General features: G+C 67.3%; 14 protein-coding genes. 3 read left to right on the forward strand and 11 right to left on the reverse strand.

What is annotated here, in order from left to right; genetic code table 11:
- The first annotated feature begins 31 nt into the window (after positions 1–31).
- Positions 32–1,540: a DUF1800 domain-containing protein gene (locus tag AB4Y68_RS08045; protein ID WP_441454991.1), complete on the forward strand. Its 1,509-nt coding sequence runs from the start codon at positions 32–34 to the stop codon at positions 1,538–1,540.
- Complete coding sequence (locus AB4Y68_RS08050) at positions 1,537–2,727, forward strand: DUF1501 domain-containing protein (protein ID WP_441454992.1); 1,191 nt, start codon at positions 1,537–1,539, stop codon at positions 2,725–2,727. Before AB4Y68_RS08045 ends, AB4Y68_RS08050 begins: the two co-directional genes overlap by 4 nt.
- Positions 2,728–2,741: 14 nt before the next feature.
- Here the strand turns inward: AB4Y68_RS08050 and AB4Y68_RS08055 are convergent, their stop codons facing one another.
- Positions 2,742–2,960 (reverse strand): hypothetical protein, encoded by a 219-nt coding sequence (locus AB4Y68_RS08055; RefSeq protein ID WP_441454993.1) that lies wholly within the window; start codon positions 2,958–2,960, stop codon positions 2,742–2,744.
- Between the two features lie 141 nt (positions 2,961–3,101).
- Between AB4Y68_RS08055 and AB4Y68_RS08060 the strand changes: the two genes are divergently transcribed.
- Positions 3,102–4,706: a M20/M25/M40 family metallo-hydrolase gene (locus tag AB4Y68_RS08060; protein WP_441454994.1), complete on the forward strand. Its 1,605-nt coding sequence runs from the start codon at positions 3,102–3,104 to the stop codon at positions 4,704–4,706.
- A gap of 108 nt (positions 4,707–4,814) precedes the next feature.
- On the opposite strand, the gene AB4Y68_RS08065 is transcribed toward AB4Y68_RS08060, so the two are convergent.
- The 10 genes from AB4Y68_RS08065 to AB4Y68_RS08110 all read right to left on the reverse strand — a co-directional run bounded on the left by AB4Y68_RS08065 (position 4,815) and on the right by AB4Y68_RS08110 (position 19,013).
- Entirely contained in the window at positions 4,815–4,946 is a 132-nt protein-coding gene (locus AB4Y68_RS08065) for a hypothetical protein (RefSeq protein WP_441454995.1), read from the reverse strand.
- Positions 4,943–6,553 carry a SulP family inorganic anion transporter gene (locus AB4Y68_RS08070; RefSeq protein WP_441454996.1) on the reverse strand — a complete coding sequence of 537 codons (1,611 nt, stop codon included), beginning with the start codon at positions 6,551–6,553 and terminating at the stop codon, positions 4,943–4,945. Before AB4Y68_RS08070 ends, AB4Y68_RS08065 begins: the two co-directional genes overlap by 4 nt.
- Before the next feature lie 93 nt (positions 6,554–6,646).
- Complete coding sequence (locus AB4Y68_RS08075; RefSeq protein ID WP_441454997.1) at positions 6,647–8,170, reverse strand: FAD-dependent oxidoreductase; 1,524 nt, start codon at positions 8,168–8,170, stop codon at positions 6,647–6,649.
- A 142-nt stretch (positions 8,171–8,312) separates the two neighbouring features.
- The gene (locus AB4Y68_RS08080; protein WP_441454998.1) at positions 8,313–9,935 is read right to left on the reverse strand and encodes an N-acyl-D-amino-acid deacylase family protein; all 1,623 of its coding nucleotides are present in this window, start codon (positions 9,933–9,935) and stop codon (positions 8,313–8,315) included.
- A 19-nt stretch (positions 9,936–9,954) separates the two neighbouring features.
- Positions 9,955–10,866 carry a dienelactone hydrolase family protein gene (locus AB4Y68_RS08085; RefSeq protein WP_441454999.1) on the reverse strand — a complete coding sequence of 304 codons (912 nt, stop codon included), beginning with the start codon at positions 10,864–10,866 and terminating at the stop codon, positions 9,955–9,957.
- A gap of 17 nt (positions 10,867–10,883) precedes the next feature.
- Positions 10,884–12,623 carry a gamma-glutamyltransferase gene (gene ggt, locus AB4Y68_RS08090; RefSeq protein WP_441455000.1) on the reverse strand — a complete coding sequence of 580 codons (1,740 nt, stop codon included), beginning with the start codon at positions 12,621–12,623 and terminating at the stop codon, positions 10,884–10,886.
- Positions 12,624–12,655: 32 nt separating this feature from the next.
- Positions 12,656–13,951, reverse strand: coding sequence for a dicarboxylate/amino acid:cation symporter (locus AB4Y68_RS08095; protein WP_441455001.1), 1,296 nt, complete (start codon positions 13,949–13,951; stop codon positions 12,656–12,658).
- 95 nt (positions 13,952–14,046) lie between these two features.
- A complete protein-coding gene (locus tag AB4Y68_RS08100) occupies positions 14,047–17,304 on the reverse strand; it encodes a TonB-dependent receptor (protein WP_441455002.1) in 3,258 nt (1,085 codons plus the stop codon).
- Between the two features lie 142 nt (positions 17,305–17,446).
- Entirely contained in the window at positions 17,447–18,403 is a 957-nt protein-coding gene (locus tag AB4Y68_RS08105) for a FecR family protein (protein ID WP_441455003.1), read from the reverse strand.
- Positions 18,375–19,013, reverse strand: a complete 639-nt coding sequence (locus AB4Y68_RS08110; protein WP_441455004.1) for an RNA polymerase sigma factor — start codon at positions 19,011–19,013, stop codon at positions 18,375–18,377. Before AB4Y68_RS08110 ends, AB4Y68_RS08105 begins: the two co-directional genes overlap by 29 nt.
- Positions 19,014–19,275: the final 262 nt, after the last annotated feature.

A 19,275-nucleotide genomic window follows, 5' to 3' on the forward strand; every position in this document is an offset into this window, starting at 1 on the left:
ACCCAAAGATCGACCAGACAGGTGTTCGCCCATGCCTTCATCGTCCGACGCGCGCATGGCCGCCGCCATCGCCCTGACCCGCTTTGGCCTGGGCGCCGGACCGGGCGAGATCGACGCCGTCGCGAGCGATCCGCGCGGTTGGCTGACCGGTCAGATTCGCACCGAGGGCGCACCGAATCCGGCGGGCGAGTTCCAAGCCTCCACCGATCGGGTTCAGACCTTCCTCGCCTATCAGCGCGCCGCCCAAGGCGCGCGTCAGGTCCGCCGGGCGAACCAGGCCGAAGCCCCCCAACCGACCAGGGCCGCAGGCGGCGAACAGGAGACGCCCGCCGCCCAGGCCGCCTTTGCCGCACAGGGCCAGGGCCGGCGCGAACTGGCCATGGATACGGCAAGGGAGTTCCTGGCTCGATCCCAACTGGGCGCAACGACGAAGGCGGGCTTCGCCGAACGCTGGGCCCTGTTCTGGGCCAATGCCTTCACTGTTTCCTCGACCAAGTTTCAGGCCGCCGTCTTCATGGGCCAGTATGAGCGCGAGGCCATCCGGCCGCACGTCTTCGGCCGTTTCGAGGACCTGGCGGTCGCCGCCGAAACCCATCCGGCGATGCTGCTCTATCTCGATCAGGCCCAGTCGATCGGCCCCAACAGCCCGGCGGGCGAGCGGCGCCAGGCCGGTCTGAACGAAAATCTGGCGCGCGAGATCATGGAACTGCACACCGTCGGCGCCGACGGCGGCTATTCTCAGGGCGACGTGACCGAGTTCGCCCGGTCCCTGACCGGCTGGTCGATCGCCAACGGCCGGGACGGCGGCGAGGTCATGAGGGCCGGCATGAGACGGGGCCAGGGCGCCCGACGCCAGGCGGCTCTGGCCGGAGAAGCCGGCGAGAAGGGCTTCGTCTTTCGACCGATCGTCCATGAGCCCGGCGCCCGCACGGTGATGGGCAAGCGCTACGCCGAGGGCGACGCCGAACAGGGCAAGGCCGTCCTGCGCGATCTGGCCAACCGGCCGGAGACGGCGCGACGTCTGGCCCGCAACATCGCTCGCCATTTCGTCGCCGACGATCCGCCGCCCGCCCTGGTCGGACGGCTGGAGACCGCCTGGATGGGCTCGCGCGGCGATCTGGCCCAGGTGGCCAAGGCCCTAATCGAGGCGCCCGAGGCCTGGGCGCCGCGACCGGAGAAGATCAAAACTCCGTACGAATTCGTCGTCTCGACCCACCGCGCCCTCGGCACGCGGCCGCAGCGCCCACAGCCCCTGCAGCAGGCGCTCCAGCAGATGGGCCAGCCCGCCTTCCAGGCCCCCTCGCCCGAAGGCTGGCCGGATACGGCGGACGACTGGGCTGGGCCGGACGCCCTGGTCAAGCGGTTGAACTGGGCCAAGGGCGTCGGCGACGCCGCCCAGATCGCAGACCCGAACATCGTGGCCGCCGCCGCCCTCGGTCCGCGCCTCGGCGAACGCAGCCGCCTGGCGGTGGCGCGCGCCGAAAGCCGCGCCGAAGCCCTCACCCTCCTCCTCATGTCGCCGGAGTTCCAACGCCGATGACCGACGCCCTCCGCATCGACCGCCGCCTGCTGCTGGGAGGCCTCGGCGCCGGCATCGGCCTTGCCTATGCCGGTCGCGCCGCCGCACAGCCCTCCGCAGGACGGCCCAAGCTGGTCATGATCATCGCGCGGGGGGCCATGGACGGCCTGTCGGTGACGGTCCCCTATGGCGACGCCCGCTACCGCGAACTGCGCGGCGCCCTGGCGATCCCCGAGCCGGGTCAGGCGAACGGCGCCCTGGCGCTGAGCGACGGCTTCGGCCTGCATCCCTCGCTCAAGACCCTGCATGACCTCTACGGCGCCGGCCAGATGCGCTTCGCCCCTGCCGTGGCGCTTCCGGTGCGGGTGCGTTCGCACTTCGACGCCCAGGACGTGCTGGAAAACGGCGGCGAGACGCAGCGGTCGCAGTCCGACGGCTGGCTGAACCGCGCCTTGGTCGCGGCCGGCGGCGCGGGCGGCCTGAAAGGTCTGTCGATCGGCGCCCAGACGCCCCTGATCCTGCGCGGCGCCGCCGAGACTTCGAGTTGGGCCCCCGGCGGTCAGATCAAGGGCGAGGACCGGATCTCCAGCCTGCTGCAGGACCTCTACGTCGAGGATCCGATGCTCGGCCACAATCTGGCGCGCGGCCTGGAGACCGAGGCCCTGGCAGGCGCCATGGGCGACGGGACCGCCCCGCTGCGCCGCAACAACGTCGCGGGACTGGGTCTGGCGGCGGCGCGGCTGATGACCGGCGATCAGGGGGCAGACGTCGTGGCCCTGTCGGTCGACGGCTGGGACACCCACGCGCGTCAGCTGGGCCAGCTTCAGCCTCGGCTCGAGGGGCTCGACGCCCTGATCGGCGGACTGAAGACGGGTCTGGGCGGCGAATGGAACCGCACCATCCTGATCGTCGCCACCGAGTTTGGGCGCACCGCCCGCGCCAACGGCACCCAGGGCACCGATCACGGCACGGCCTCGTCCCTGTTGCTGGCCGGCGGCGCGGTGAAGGCGGGCGGTCTGATCGGCGACTGGCCGACCCTGGCCGAGAACCGTCTGTTCGAGAACCGCGACCTAGCCCCGACCCTAGACGTGCGCTCGGTGTTCAAGGGCGTGCTGCGCGATCACCTGGGCGTGGACCGGGCGGCGCTGGACGAAAAGGTCTTCCCCGGCAGCGCCGCCGAGGCCCCGACGCTGGCTGGTCTGGCCTGAGCCCCGTACGGCGCTCAGGAAGCGTCGCGGCCCGAGACTTCCGTCGGAGCGAAGGTGAAGAGTTCCAGCGCGCGCTGTTCTGCCAGTTCCCGCACCCGCCCGAACGGCATGTCGTATTCGGGACGGAACGGAAAATGAGCCGATATCACGGTCGCTTCGTCCGTGAACTCGGCGCTTACACGCCATTCCAGAGGGTCAAGCTTCAGGGAGCTCAGTCGGAAGGCCGGTTTCATAATGGGTCCTCTCTGGATGCCCATTTGAAACGGTCGAACCGACGCCTGGCTCCACTGGGGCGTGGATCTGTGCAGGCGGTTTGCAGAGTGCGCCCGGATCACGTCAAATGCCGCCCAGTTGAATCACTGGGGGCTTTTAATATGAAACGTCTGCTCGTCGGCCTGTCGGCCCTTTGCATCGCCACGCCGGCGCTCGCTCAGCCGGTGGATCGCGTCGCGATCAACGGCATCATCGATCAGGGGCTGAACCACAGCGAGGTGATGCAGACCGCCGCCTATCTGACCGACCGGATCGGCGGGCGGATGACCAACTCGCCGCAGATGCGCCAAGCCGAGCAATGGAGCCAGCAGCGCTTCCGCGACTGGGGTCTGTCGAACGTCCGCGCCGAAGGGTTCGAGTTCGGACGCGGCTGGTCGATCGTCCGCTCCAGCGCCCGCATGACCGCCCCGCGCGCCATCGAACTGCGCGCCATTCCAGTGGCCTGGACGCCCTCGACCAACGGGACCATCAACGCCGGCGTCGTCGTCGCCCCGATCAGCAAGGTCGAGGACTTCGACAAATGGCGCGGCAAGCTGACGGGCAAGATCATCATGCTGTCCCGACCGGATACCGGATCGGAGCCCTCCGAGCCGGCCTTCCGTCGCTGGACCGACGCAGAACTGCGCGACCGCAACACCTACGTCCAGCCGCAGTATTCCCCCGCCGCAATCGAACGTCAGTTGAAGACGGCCGATTTCACCGCCCAACTCGACGCCTTCTTGGTCGAGCAAGGAGCCCTGGCCTGGGTGAAGATGTCCCAGCGCGACGGCGGCCTGCTGCATGGCACGGGCTACACCTATCAGGTCGGCGCCACGCCCAAGCTGCCGGGCATGGAGATCGCCGCCGAGGACTATCGCCGCCTCGCCCGCCTGGCCCTGACCGACACCCCGCCGATGCTGGAACTGCTCAGCGAGGTCCAGTTCCACGACGACGACGTCAACGCCTACAACATCCTGGCTGACATTCCCGGCACGGACCGCTCCGGCGAATATGTCATGGCCGGCGCCCACCTCGACAGCTGGGTCGCCTCCGACGGCGCCCAGGACAACGCCGCCGGCAGCGCGGTCGTCATGGAGGCCGCCCGCATCCTGACGCAGCTGGGCGTGAAGCCCAAGCGCACCATCCGTTTCGCCCTGTGGAACGGCGAGGAACAGGGCATCCTGGGCTCGCTGGCCTATGTGGACCGCTATCTGGCCACGCGTGCGCCGTCGTCGGACCCGGCGCTGGCCGCCCTGCCCAACAACCGGACCTGGCGGAACCGTTGGCCGGTCGAACCGCGCCCCGGCTATCGCAACCTGGTCGCCTACTTCAATCTGGACAACGGCTCGGGCAAAATTCGCGGCATCAACGCCGAGGGCAATGTCGCCGCCGCCCCCGTCTTCCAGGAATGGCTGGCCCCCTTCGCCAGCATGGGCGCGACCACCGTCTCACTTCGGCCCTCGGGCGGCACCGACCACGTCTATATGCAGACGGTCGGCGTTCCTGGGTATCAGTTCATCCAGGACCCGCTCGACTATAACAGCCGCATCCATCACACCAGCCTCGACAGCTATGACCACCTGAAGCCCGAAGACCTGCGTCAGGCGGCGGTGATCCTGGCCAGCTTCCTGCTGAACGCAGCCAACCGCGACGCGCCCCTGCCGCGCATGCCCCTGCCGACCCAGCCCGCGCCCAGCGATCCGTTTGAGTATCCCGCAGCCGACTGACCTCAGACCGGTCGGCGCGGCGAAGCCATGATCAAGGAAAAGCTGGCCACTCCGCGCAGGCGGGGTGGCCAGCAGATCGTCTCGCGTCGTCTGCTCCCCCTCAAGCCGTCACGTGAAGGACACCTCGGCCGTCACGGCGGCATGGCGTCGCGCGATTTCGCCTCGCCCCACCGTCATCTGGGTCGGCCGCAGTTGTTCGATCGCCACCGGATGAGGCAGCGGCTCCAGGTTCTTGATCACGGGGTCCGCTCCGACTCGTTCTCCAAGGCGACGATCGCATCATCGACGCTGTAGCTGCTGCGCGCCTGAAGTCCGGTAACGCCCGACGCCGCCATCAGGTCCCGCGCCCGGTCGTGCAGGCGGGCGAACCGCACCCTGACGCTCTGGGTCCGCATCAAGGCGTCGAACTCGATCAGGGCGTCCAGCGCGGTGCTGTCCAGGTCCATACTTTCCTCAAGGCTGAGGACGACCGCGCGGATCGCCGGTTCGTCACGCACACGGGCGGCGATGATCGCCAGGACGCGCTCGGCGTTGGCGAAGAACAGCGGCTGGGCGGGTCGCCAGATAGCGATGCGCCGGGGCAGGACGGCTTCGGGGTGGCGGGCGACGTCGACATAGTCGTGACTGCAGCCGAGGCGACCCAGTCGAGCGACGCGCGGCGTGGCGAGGCGGCTGACTAGAGCCAGCAACGACAGGCCGATCGCCACCAGCATCCCGTTCAGAACGCCCAGCGCCAGCACGGCGACCGCCGCGCCCAGAGCGACATACTGATCCCGGTCCAGCCGCCACAGACGCAGGAGAGGCGCGGGATTGAGCGACGACGAGAGCGCCGCGATCACCACGGCCGCCAGCACCGTCTGCGGCAGATAGGCGACCAGGGGCGCGCCCCAGGCGATCAGGACCGCCAGGCCGATGGCGGCGACGACGGCGGTCGCGCGCGTGGCGGCGCCGGCGGCCTCGCTGGCGGAGCCCGCCGAGAAGCCCGCCCCCACAGGCATGCCCTGCGCCAGAGCGCTGGCCAGATTGGCGACGCCCAGCGCGCCCAGTTCGCGGTTGGCCTCGACCCCATCGCCATGACGCAGGCTCATGGCCCGGATCGTCCCCCAGGACTCGGCGAACAGGATGAGCACCAGCGGCAGGGTCAATTGAACCAGACGAGAATAATCGGCCCAATCCAGGCTCGGCCATTTCGGCCACCCTGGCGCGATCTGGATCACGCCGACGACCGGCACGCCGCGCTCGGCCAAGCCAAGGACGCAGGACAGACCCACCCCGGCGACGAGAACCAGAAAGGCGCCTGGAAGAAAGGGCCAGCGCTTGAGTGTCAGCAGCACCGCCAGGGCGACGGCGCCGACAGCCAGGCTGATCCAGTTCCATGAGGGCGCTGCGAGCACCAGCCCGCCCAGCAGTCGGAAAATGTCCGGAGCCTGAACCGAAGTCCCGACCAGGATAGGCGCCTGGCGGACAATGATGGTGATCGCCAGGCCAAAGGCGAAACCGCGCAGCACGGGCCGGGAGATGAAGCCGGCGAACCCGCCCAGCCGTGCCGCCGAGGCCAACAGGAACAGCCCACCAACCATGGCGACGACCAGCGCCGCCAGGGCCGCCTTGTCCCCCGCGTCGCCCGGCATCACCGCCAGGGTGGCCGCCAGGATCGCCGCCGAAGACGAGGTCGGCGACACGATCGCAAACCGGCTTCGTCCCGCCACGGCATAGCCGAGGCATCCGGCGACGGCGGCGAAGACCCCGTGCTGGAGTTCCAGGCCCGCGATCCCGGCATAGGCGACGGCCTCCGGCAGCATCAGGCCGGCGACCGACAATCCAGCGATCAGATCGTTTCTGCGCATCCCGCCAATCTAGCGGCGCATATCTTTGATTTTTCAAGCGCCGTGGAGGTCGTGCCCCCGGGACCCTGGTCCCGGCCGCTGCCCCGTCCCCGCCTAGACCTGACAGCCCAGTTCCGCCGCAAACCGCAGGCTCTCCAGATCACGGCCCAGGGTGGCGGCGGCCAGGAGGCGTCCCCCCTGCTCGAAACGCACCGTGGCGTCGCCGCCCATTACCGAACCGTCGATCTGCAGCGCATCCCAGATCGGGGCATGACCGACGTAGTGGATCGACTGGTCGTAGTGACGGCTCCAGAAGAAGGGTGCCTCGGTCAGTTCCACGGCCTCGCCCAACATGTTCATCGCCGCGACCTGGCCCTGGCGCTCGGCCACGACCCAGTGTTCGACGCGCAGGGACGCCTCGAAGATCCGGCTCGGATAGCGGGCGATGTCGCCGGCGGCGAAGACCCCCGGCCGGCTAGTGCGCATCCTCCGGTCCACGACCACCCCGTCGTCCACCATCAACCCGGCGTCGATGGCCAGTTGGAGCCTGGGCCGCACGCCCACGCCCAGAACCACGAAATCGGCGGCCAGTCTTGAATGGTCGGACAAGACCACCGTCTGGCCATCGAAGGATTCAGCCGTGAGCCCCATATGGAATTGCACGCCCCGGCTTTCATGCAGATCCCGCACGAACTGACCGATCTGACGTCCCATGACCCGCTCCAGCGGCGCGCCTCCGGGCGCGACGACGTGGACCTCCAGCCCGCGCGTCCTCAGGGCGGCGGCGGCTTCGAGTCCGATAAAACTGGCGCCCACGATGACGACCTTCCGCCCCTGCTCCGCCGCCGCGATGATCGCCCGCGCGTCGGCCAGAGAGCGCAGGAGATGCACGTTCGCCCGGTCGAAACCGGGCGTCGGCGGCCTGACGGGCTCAGCCCCCGTGGCCAGCAGCAGGGCGTCATAGCCAATCCTTTCCCCACCGCGCCCGACCACCTCGGCCGCCTCGACATCCAGTTGCACGACCTCGAACCCCAGGCGCAGGTCGATGGCCTGTTCGGCGTAGAATTCGGCTGGCTTCAATGGAATCCAGTCCTCGGGCGCGGTCCCGGCCAGATAGTCCTTCGACAGATTGGGCCGGTCGCAAGGCGGGTCTGAGTCCACGCTTAGCAGCGTCAGCGTCCCCTGATAGCCGCGTCTCCGCAGCATCTCGACGGCGGCGAAACCGGCCGCCCCGCCGCCGACGATGACGATGCGCTTCGGATGACCTGAGCCCCCGCGCGGCGTCGGCTGCGGCGGCGGCGCCTTGGCCCGCACGAAGACCTGCTCGCCTTCGACCTCGACGGTCCAGCAATCCAGCCTGGTCATGGCCGGCGCCGCCAGCGCCTCGCCGCTGCGCAGGTCGAAACAGGCGTGGTGCCAGGGGCAGCGCACCGTGTCGCCGACCACCAGGCCTTCGGCCAGCGGGCCGCCGTAGTGAGTGCAGGCGGCGCTCACCGCCCAGAGGCCGTCCGCGCGACGCGCCAGCAGAATCGGCTCGTCGCCCACATGGCCCGCCAGCACGCCTTCCAGGGAGATCTGGGCCAGGGGAAAGCCGCGGCTGAAATCGGGGCCCGAGGCGGCGGTCTGCGACGCGTCCATGGTCTGCCTGCTCCTTGGCGCGCACGATCCGGCGCGCCGCAGATGTTCGATGCGCAACCTGGCCGAAGGTTCCCGAGAACCTTGCCGTTCGTGGCCCCTCCGACAGGGGTGAACAGAGATGAGGACCGCTGGTGCTGACCGATCAGCGCGGCGCTGCACCCATGACCTGGTTGGCAACGCGGCAGGTTTCGCCAGGGTCGCGCGGCAAGGAACGTCCCGACAGAATATCGGTCATTCTCCCATCCGCCACCGCGCGGCGACCGTTGACGACCACATGCACCATGCCCTCTGCCGGCCGCTCGGGTTCCAGATAGGTGGCCTGCGGCGAGAACCGCTCCGCATCAAATACAGCGATGTCGGCATAGGCGCCGGGCTGCAGCCTGCCCCGCCCCGCCAGCCCGAACGTCTCTGCCGTCAGCCCCGTGCTGCGATGGACAAACGCCTGCGGAGACAGAACCCCTTCGCGACGCACATAGAGGTCGTAAAGACGCGCGAAACTGGCGTAGCGACGCGGGTGACCGGCGGAAGCGTCCGAGGACGTCATGACCCAGGGCCGCTGCATGAAGGCCCGGATGTCGGCTTCCGTCTGGTTGAAGGAGGCGACTGAAGAACCGCCGGCGCGCAACACCCGGATCGCCGCTTCGACGGGGTCCGTCGTCCACAGCAAAGCCGCCTGGCCGAGGGTGAGGCCGCGCACCTCGCGCGGCGCGCCCGCCGTCAGAAGCAGGGACTCCGCCCCGCCGCGACGCCGCAGGTTGTCGGCCATTTCCTGTCGAATCCGGACGGACTGCTCGAGATCGTCAAGGCGCTGCATAAGCGCCGCCTCGCCGTCGGCCTGCGCCCATCGCGGCAGTAGCGCCGCCGCCAATGCGGTGCCGGACGCATCCCATGGATACTGATCCGCATGGACCGTCAGCCCGTCGCGCTGCGCCGCCTCGATCCGGTCGATGATCGCCGGCGCCTGACCATGAACATCCACGCCCAGAGCCTTGATATGGGCGATATGGACAGGAATGTTCGCGCCGCGCCCGATATCGATCGCCTCCTGCACCGCCGCCTCGAGGCCGGCGCCGTAAGAGGACTCGTCGCGCAGATGGGTGTCATAGATCCCGCCCCGTCGCGCCGCCTCCCGGGCCAGAGCCGTGACCTCGTCGGTCGCTGCGTAGTTCTGGGGCGCGTAGAACAGCCCTGTCGACAGCCCCATCGCGCCTTCACACATCGCCGTCGCCACAAGGGCGGCCATACGCGACTGTTCGTCGGCGGTGGGCGGCCTGTCGGTCTCTCCCATCACCTGCCGCCGTACGGTCCCGAAGCCGACGTAGCTGACCAGGTTCGGCCCGATGCCATTCGTCCCAGCCCATTCAAACATCGCGCCGACGCCGTTGTTTGACGACGTGCCGTCATTACCGACAAAAACCGTCGTCACGCCTTGCAGCAGGGCGGCCGGCAGGCTGCGTCGTCCGGCGTCAGCCGACATCAGGTCCGCCAGGTAGTGGGTGTGGGGATCAATGAAGCCCGGCGTGACCCACAGGCCGCGCGCATCAATCACCTCCCGCGCACGGCTGTCAGCAGGCGCTGCGCCAACCAGCACGATGCGATCCCCGAGCACCCCGACATCGGCCAGAACAGGCTCGCTCCGCCCGCCGTCAAAGACCAGGCCACCGCGGATCAACAGATCGAACGGTTCCTGCGCCTGGGCTCTTGAAACCGGGCTCACCGCCAGGGCGGCGACAAGCGCGGCGGCGCCGAGCGTGAAGCGTTTCATTCCGATGCCCCCCTCATGATCAGCGCGGCGCCAGGGCGTCGGCGAAGAAGACCCCGGCGCGTTCACGCACCGCCCGCGTCGCCTCGGCATTGGCCCGGACGGACTGCCGACGACGGCCCGGATCGTCGAAGCTGTGGTTGGCGCCGGGGTAGGAACGGAAAGTGATCTCCGACCCCGCCGCACGTGAGGCCGCCGTCAGATCGCGGCAACTGTCATGCGACACCTCTTCGTCCGCCGTCCCTATGTGCACCTCGATCGGCGCATAGGTCTTGTAGCCCTGACGCCGGAACCGCCCCTGAAGACCGCAGCCGGGATACATGGCGATGCCGGCGCGAAAGCCGATGCGGCGCATGTCGCCAGGCTTGTCGTCGGCCAGGGCCGCGAGAACGGTGCTGGCTCCGTTCGACCAACCCATCAAGCCGATGCGATCGTCATCGACGCCGTCGAGGTTTCGCAGGAAGCGCAGGGCACCATAGGCATCAAGAGGACGGATCGTCACCTCGTTGATGTCCGCCGGGCGGCTGGCATAGGTCCCGGCCGCGAATCCCGCCGGGTGGCCCCGCGCGCCGAAGCTGTCGACGATCAGGGCGTAGTAGCCGCGCGCGGCCCAATACTCGGCCCAGAAGCGATGGCGCAGGGTCAGGGTGCTCGCGTCATAGATCCCGTTCGCCAGCGACGAATAGGCCCCTGCCCGTCCGTGCATCAGGACGACCGCCGGCGCCCCGCCCTCGACCGGGGTGCTGGGGCGGAACAGATAGCCGACCAGTTCAGTGCGCTGCTCGTCCAGGCTTCGGAAGACGACGCGCTCGCCGCGCGCCTTGGCCGACGCCTCAAGCGTCGGCGCTGCGTCCTCCGCCTCCTGCGCCAGGACCGGAGCGGCTGCGGCCAACAGCAGGACGCCCAGTCCCGCCGCGATGCTCAGAGTTTTCATCTTGTTGCCTCTCTTCACTATTCGTCGGCGATGACCGCCTCGGCGTCCGGGCGGCGCGTGTCGGCGGCGCCCAGGCGCTGGCCGTCCTGGATGGCGATAGACTGACTGCTGCCGATGGTCTCATCGACCACGACCCTGTGACCTAGCCCCTGCAGTAGGCGAATGGTGTCGGCGCTGATCCCCGGCTCGACCAGCAGCGCGCCCGTGGCCCCATCCTGATGGACACGAGGGGTCTGGGTGGCCTCGGCGATGTTCATCCCGTGGTCGATGGCGTTGACGATCAGTTGGAACAGGGTGTTCGGAATGGTCGATCCCCCCGGCGTCCCCGTCACCAACCAGGGCTGACCATCGCGAAACACGATGGTCGGGGCCATGGTCGAGATCATTCGCTTGCCCGGCTCCATGCCGTTGGCGGTCAGCGGCCGCCCCTGAGCGTCCATCCTGCGATTGAAGGTCTTCATCTGGTCGTTGAGCAGGAAGCCCGCCCCATCGATCACCGCGCCCGAGCCGTAGGACGACCCCAGCGTATAGGTGTTGGCGACGGCATTGCCTTCCGCATCGACGACCGAGAAATGGGTGGTGTCTATGCCTTCGACCTCCCAGGGGTCCCCCGGCGTCAATCGGGTGCGCGGCAACAGGCGCACAGGATCAATCAGCGCGGCCCGCCCATCGGCGTAGGCCTGAGCGGTCAACTGGAGGGTGGGCAGTCGGCTGAAATCAGGATCACCGATGTAGCGGGTGCGGTCCAGCTGGGCCAGTTTCATGGTTTCGGCCATCAGATGCAGGGTCGCCGCCGTATTCGAGCCCGAGGCCTTCAGGTCGAAATTCTCGGCGATGTTCAGCATCTCCAGCAGCATGACCCCGCCGGCGCTGGGCGGCGGCATGGTCACGACGCGGTGGCCGCGATACTCCGTCTCCAGCGGCGTGCGCTCCAGCGGACGATACGCCCCGAGATCGGCATGGGTGATCAGGCCGCCGTGCTTGCGCATCGAGGCCACGATGCGATCCGCCACGGCGCCGGTGTAAAAGGCCCCTGCACCGCCTCGTTCGATCTGTTCCAGCGTCCAGGCCAGATCCGGCTGTCGCCATAGGTCGCCGGCGACGTAGCGCGAACCATCAGGCTTGCGGAAGACGTCCCGTCCCGCCTCCCAGCGCCCCACCATCCGCTCGGCCCAGGCGGCGGCGAAGGCCTCGTCGCGGCTCAGCGTTACGCCGTCGGCGGCCAGCCGCCGCGCCGGCTCGACGACCTGCGCCCAGGACAGCCGCCCCCATCGCTCATGCGCGTGAGCCAGGCCGGCGACCGTGCCGGGCACGCCGGACGCGCGGTAGCCGTAGCGCGCGTCTTGCGGATCGCCTCCCTCCTCGGCGAGGTAAAGCGCCGCCCGCGCGGCCTGGGGCGCCGTCGAGCGATAGTCGATGGCGTAGGTTCGGTTTTCACCCGCCACATGCACCAGCATGAAGCCGTCGCCGCCCAGATTGCCGGCCCGCGGCAGGGTGACCGCGAGAGCGAAGCCCACCGCCACCGCTGCGTCCACGGCGTTGCCGCCCTGAGACAGGATGTCAGCGCCCACCCGGCTGGCGATGGCGTTCTGGCTGACCACCATGCCCCTTTCACCGATCACCGGATGATGGATGGAGGCGTAGTTCAACAGGTCGCGCGGCTCGGCCGCGGCGGTCTGCGCGCCGGCTTCCACCGGTGCGAGCAGCGTCAGCCCCATCGCCAGAAGCGCCATAACGGCGGCTGGCCCGTCCTTCATGCGCTTGATCGCACCCTCCGTGGAACACCGCATCATTCGACGGGCCTGGCGAGGTAGGACGCCATATCCAGTTCGTCTTCCCAACGGGCGACAGTCACCGCCACGGACAGGTCGCTGGTGCAGTTCGGCACCGTGCGGATCATGTCCAGCGGCCGGTCGAACGGCAGGATAAAGCCGACGATCAGGGCAGTCTGTTCGGCGCCCAGACCGATCACCGACAGGACGGCTGCGAGCAGGAACAGCGAGGCCGAAGGCACGGGCGCCGTCCCCATCGCCACCAGGGTCGTCACCGCCATGATCGCCAGATAGTCGGTCAGGGCTAGGTCGATGCCGAACACCTGGGCCGAAAATGTCGCCAGCAGGCCGACGTAGAGCGCCGTTCCATCCATGCTCAGCGTCACGCCGATCGGCAGGACCGCGGAAGCGATCGCCGGACTGACCCCCAGATTCCTCTGCGCCACGCGCATGGCGACCGGCAGGGTCGCCGAGCTCGACGAGGTGGAGAAAGCCACCACCACCGCATCGGCGATGTCGCGGAAGAAGGGCAGGACCGGGACGCGGGCCAGGAACCGCAACAGCCCGCCATGGATCAGCAGGGTCTGGATCAGAGAGCCAAGCAGGACGCAAACCCCCAGCTTGAACACGCTGACGAAAGCGGCCGGCCCGCTGGTGCCCATCACCCAGGCGATCAGGGCGAACACGCCAAAGGGCGCCAACTCCATGACGAAATAGACGATACGCAGCATCACCGCCGCCGCGGAATCGAAGGCGGCTTTCACCGGCCTTCCCTCGTCGCCGACGACCAACAGGCCGACACCGAACAGCACCGCGAAGAAGATCACCGCCAGCACATCACCGCTGGCCAGGGCCGCCACGGGATTCAGCGGGATGATGTTCATCAGGGTGTCGCTGAAACTCTGGGCCTCGGCCACCGGCTGAGGCGCCACCCCGCTCAGGTCGACGCCGTCTCCCGGCCGGATCAGGGCGCCGACCGCCAGCCCCACGGCCGAGGCGGTCAGCATCAGGGTGAAATAGAGGAAAATCGTCTTGACCCCGACAGACCCCAGGCGGCCGGGGTCGGACATGGCCGCCACGCCCGCCACAACGGTGACGAACACCAGAGGAACGACGAGCATGCGGATCAGGCGCACGAAGACGTCGCCGATCCATTTCAGATCGACCGCCGCCTCGCCGAGCAGCAGTCCGGCGACCGCCCCCAGCACCAGTCCCAGCAGAATACGCCGCCACAGCGGGACGCCGAACCAAAGGCGCGCAACACGCGCGAGCGGTCGACGTCCCGCGCCTGTCGACGGGGAAAGAATAGACATCGGGAAACTCCCTGGACGTCGAAAATTACAAGTATCCGGCGACCCTGGCCGCCAGCGGGAACGTCGCCGAATTCGGCGACGTTCCCCTCACGCGCTTAGAAGCTCTTGCGGATCGTGGCGTACCACCAGCGACCGCGGTTCGAGTGAACGCTGCCGTTGTAGCCGAAGCGGTCGTCCGCCAGCGGCGGATCCTTGTCTTCGATGTTCCGGGCGCCCACACGAACCCGCGCGCCCCCTGCCCAGCCGTCCTTGTCGAAGGTGTATTGGACGTACAGATTGTGCGTCAGCCACTCGTCGATCACCCAATAGTCGTTGGTGCCGGTAATCGTCGCCGTGGTGTCGAAGAAGTCGCTGACATAGCTGCTGAACAGCCCCACCGACCAGGGGCCGTCGCTCCAGGTGACGGTCGACGACGCTTTCCAAGTCGGACGTCCGTTTCGGCGCAACAGATCCTCCACGCCGCCCACAGTCACGCCGGAGATCGTGCCGTTGGCCACAGCGTCCAGCAGGATCTGGTGATCCTCGCTTGCTTCCTGGAACAGCTTGGTGCGCTGGCTGACGTTCAGCGACCAGCGGAAGTTGCCGATCGGCGTGTTCCGCAGGTTGTAATACAGGCGGTAGTCGATGCCCGCCGAACTGCGGGGCTGCAGGTTCATGTAGTCGTCCTTGATGGACAACAGGGTGCCGACCGGGGCCAGGCCCGCCGCCTGACCATCGATGATTTGCTGCTCGTTCGGCGCCGCGCGGATGACGTTCGAACTCGAGCTGCCGACCTGACGCAGATAGTAATCCATTATCAGTTGGTTCGTGCCGCCCAGGATGCCGACCAGATCCGTCTGTTCGATCTGCCAGTAATCAACCGTGAAGGTCAGGTCGCCGTACCGGCGCGGCCACATTTTCGGCTCGAACACCACGCCTGCGCTGAAGTTGTCCGAATGCTCGGGCTTCAGGTTCGGATTGCCCGCACGTTGCTCGACACGCGACTCGGACGTGCAGTAATCGTTGGTGCTGGTCAGCGTCGGGATCGCTTTAATGGCCAACTGGACCGCGCAGGCGGCATAGTCGCGGCGGCTGTTCGAACGCTCAAAATCAGGCTGATGCAGTTGCAGCAGGTTCGGCGCCCGGAAACCCTTGGACCAGGACGACCGGAACATCAGCCAATCGGTGGGCCGGTAGGCCATGGCGACCTTGGGCGCTCCGACCGTGCCGAACAGCGAATAGTTCTCGACGCGTCCGGCGAGTTGCAGGTCGATCGACTTGACCCAAGGAATGTTCATCTCGGGCGAAACGACCGGGATCGCCAGTTCGGCGAAGGCGGATATGACGTTGCGCGCGCCGCTGCTGTCCGGCGTGAAGCTGACGCCCATGACGTCGCTCTGCGACTTCCCGCCGGCCAGGTCGGTGAAGGTGATCTTGCCGTCCAGGCGGTCGTCGCGATCCTCGGCGAAGGTCTCACGGCGGGCCTCGACGCCGGTCGCGAAGCCCACAGGACCGCCCGGCAACTGATAGATCTCGGGATTCGAGATCTTGAAGTCCCACAGCATCAGCTCGGTTTCGGAGACCCGCTTCACCCGCACCAGGATGCTCTTGAGCGTCTCGGCGTCATTCACGTCGAAAGCGCCATCCTTGGGACTGTTCAGATTGCCGCCGACGAACGGATTGTAGGCCGCCGGCGTGGTCATGTTGATGGCGGTCTGGAGGTTCGTCATGCTGATGCCGTCCATGACGTCGGCGACGCTCGCCTTCGAATACAGCAGGCCGGTTTCCCAGTCGAAACCGCGATGGCGGCCACGCAAGCCGCCCAGGTAGCGCGTCGTCTCGTTTTCAACGTCCACGCTGCGATAACCCAGGTCCGAGAAACGGAAGTCCTGGATTTCGACCGCCGCTCCGCCGGTCGGGAAGGCGGTCGTGCCGGTTCCCGTCACCAGCCCAGGCAACCGCGCCGTGACGCCCACGGCGCCCAACGGGTTCCAGTAAGCGGTAGGCGACATCAGCACGCGCTGGACCGCCAGCGGCGTATCCTGCTGACGCTGAGACCAGGTGTTGGCCCAGTAGTATCCAAGCTCGCCGAAGAACTCGACGCCGTTATCGAACTCATGATTGATGAAGGTGAACAGGTTGGCGCGATCCACCGCCGAGGTGATCGTCCGCATCGTGTCCAGGTCGTAGCGGAGGTTGTTGTCTTCGCTCGTGGTCGCCAGCGTCGAGTTGTCGAAACAGGTGCCGGCGATGAAACCGTTGGCCAGACAGCCCGGATTGGTGCTCGGCTGGATGTGGAAGGTGCCCGAGGCCGCGGTCAGGGTCTGACCGTCGACCTTGGTCGTCGCACCGGCCGGCTGATAGGTGGTCGGATTCAGGCGAATGCCTTCGGCCCATGCGGTGATGGTGCTGTAGGTACCGTAATCCAGTCCTTCGGCCCGACCGTTGAAGCGGGCGACTCGCCCGACCACCGTGGCGTAGTCCCGCTCCCAGATGTAGAGCGGGTCGCGGGTCAGATAATCGCCCATGACCGAGACGTTGGTCTTGCCGCGATTGAAATCCTTGCCCGCCTGGAAGTTGAAGGAATATTCCTCCATTCCGCCTTCGTCGCGGCCCATGCCGGCTTCGACGGTGAAGCCTTTGAAATTGCTGCGCAACACAGTGTTGACCACGCCCGCGACGGCGTCGGTCCCGTAAAGGGCCGCCGCGCCATCGGCCAGAACCTCGACCCGACGGATGCCCATGGTCGGGATGGCGTTGGTGTTGACCGTGGTGACCGGCACGAAGTTCTCGACCTGGGTGCCAGGGTGCAGCACCAGCCGCCGCCCGTTCAGCAGCGCCAGGGTGTTGCCTGTGCCGATCGCGCGCAGGTCGATCGAGGCGACATCGCCACGGGCGTTGTTGATGCCGCCGTTGTCGGTGTCGGCGTCATTGAAATTGACGTCGCCGTTCTGGGCGATGGCGCGGAACAGATCATCGCTGTCCGTGGCGCCGATAGCGTCGATGTCGTCGGCGTCAATGACCGTGATGGGCAGGGCTTCGTTGATGCGCGTCCCGCCGATCCGGCTGCCGACGACGACGACGTCGGCGACCTGCGCCGCGTCCGGCGTCCGGAAACGCTGACGCAGGGTGATCAGCGAACCCTGGCGGGCTGCAATCTCGAGATCGGTGCCGGCGACCAGTTGGGCGATCGCCTGTTCGACATCCATCGTCCCCGTCACCGACGGCGTCCGCGCATTCCCCAAATGCGCGGTCGGCGCCGAGATCTGCACTCCCCCCTGGCGCGCCAGTTCCAGGATCGCCTGGCTGAACGGCTGGGCCGGCACATTGAAACTACGGTCCTGCGCCTGCCCGCCCGTCGCGGCAAATAGCAAGGCTGCGCTCGCAGCGCCCGCCGTCAAACATCGTTTCCACGAATCCATAGGAATCCCCCGACCCTTACCCACAATTGAAACCTCCGTCTGAGACGGACATTTCTAAGACGCGGGGTCGGAGACTATTCCTCCAATTGTCGCTTCAGATCGTTCCGCGCCGAAGGCGAATTACATCCGGGCCGACAGTGGCGTGAAGGTTCAAACTGATCGTGACCGCTCGCACAAAGGCGACCGGATCGTCAGCCCGAAACAGCCCGGTGATGCGCAGGTCCGCCACCGCGGGATCAGCGATCTCGATCCGGGTGTCGCTGAACCTGGCAAATTCGGCGACGGCGTCGCGAAGCGTGCCGTTCTGGAAGGCGAGACGCCGGTCGCGCCAGGCCAGCGCTCGATCCACAGCCGCCGCGTCCACGGCGACTTCCTGGATCACACCCTCCTCAAGCGCGACGGCGCGGCTGGGCTCCACGCGCAGCAGAGACGCCCCGCGCGGCCGCAATTGCACTGCTGAATCAAGCGCCAGAACACTCAGCGGCGCTTGTTCGAGCCGCCTGACCACGAACCGCCCCGAACCCGCGATAATGGCCGTTCCCGCCGCCTGAACGACGAAGGGCCGACTGTCGCGTACGACTGTGAACAAGGCCTCCCCGAAGGTCAGTACGATCTCACGCGTGTCGCGACCGTAGCGGACGCTGGCCCGCGACAGGGTGTTCAGCATCATGGACGAACCGTCGTCCAGCGCGATGGTGCGGACCTCTCCCTTACGGGTCTCGAAAGATTGCGCCTTGCGCCAACAGGCGGCCATCAAGCCCGCTCCACCGACCATGCCCGCCCCAATCGACGCCGCGAGAAGGACGCGTCGATCCAGTTGCGGAATGTCCTGCAGTGCGGCACGCTCCAGATCGCCACCCGTCAGGGCCGCGGCGCGCAGACTATGCACCGCCACCGCCCGCGCCTTGGCATAGGCGCCCAATCTACGGATGTCGCCCTGTAGCCACGCGTCCAGCGCCGCCTGATCGCCAGGCGACAGCGGAGCGCGATCAAGCCGCGCGGCCCACTGGGCCGCCGCTTGGTCAATCTCCCGACTGGTCTCCCCGGCCATCAGCCCTTCGCCACCCTTTGTCCGCTCTCTCTATCCTAGACGCGAGCACCGCATCATGTCCGCCATCGGCATAGGCCGCTATCAATAAACGCAACGCTTTTGCAATATGCTTTTCGACCGTGCTTTCCGGTATGCCGGTGCGGCGCGACACCTCTTTCTGTGTCAGGCCCGAGACGCGGCTCAGGACAAACACCCTGCGTGTCTTGTCCGGCAGGCGCGCAAGCATGTCGGCGAGCAACTGCAGTTCGTTGCGTCCCGAAAGACTGTCCTCGGGCGTTATCTCGTCGATTCCGGTCTGCAGATGCTCAACCTCGGCGAGCGACGTCATAGGCACGACGTTCTTACGTCGAAGCCGATCCGCCACCACCGAATAAGCGGTGCGAAAAAAGTAGGCTCGCACGTTCTGGATATGACCAACATCCGACACGCAGGCCAGCTTGGCGTAGGATTCCTGAATGATGTCGTCGATGTCGGCGTGCAGGTAACGACCACGCCGCAGCCAGCCACGCACCACAGGCTCATGCGGCATCACATGCGTCGCCAGCCAAAGCGCCGTTTTATCAGAAACCCCCATATGCGGAACCATGCAGCAAAGGGCGAAACGTGACAAGATTGCAGCAATAAAGTAACGATATTCAGACCTGCGCTAGGGGAGCCCCTTCAACCGGCCGTCGCCTTTTCTGCGCTAACGGTCACGATCACGATCACGGCGGCACCCACGGTCGCCTAGGTGTCGAAGCTATGAAGGTTGTTCACCCGGGGTTGGGCTGAGAAGCTGGGGTTGCAAAGCACCAACCTCAACCGAAGAGCTCCCCGGATGAACGTGCACAAGAATGCCCGGCTGACGCCGTCGGGTCGAGCCTTGCTGGCGG

Source organism: Brevundimonas sp. 2YAF1 (assembly GCF_052114745.1).
Lineage (GTDB): Bacteria > Pseudomonadota > Alphaproteobacteria > Caulobacterales > Caulobacteraceae > Brevundimonas.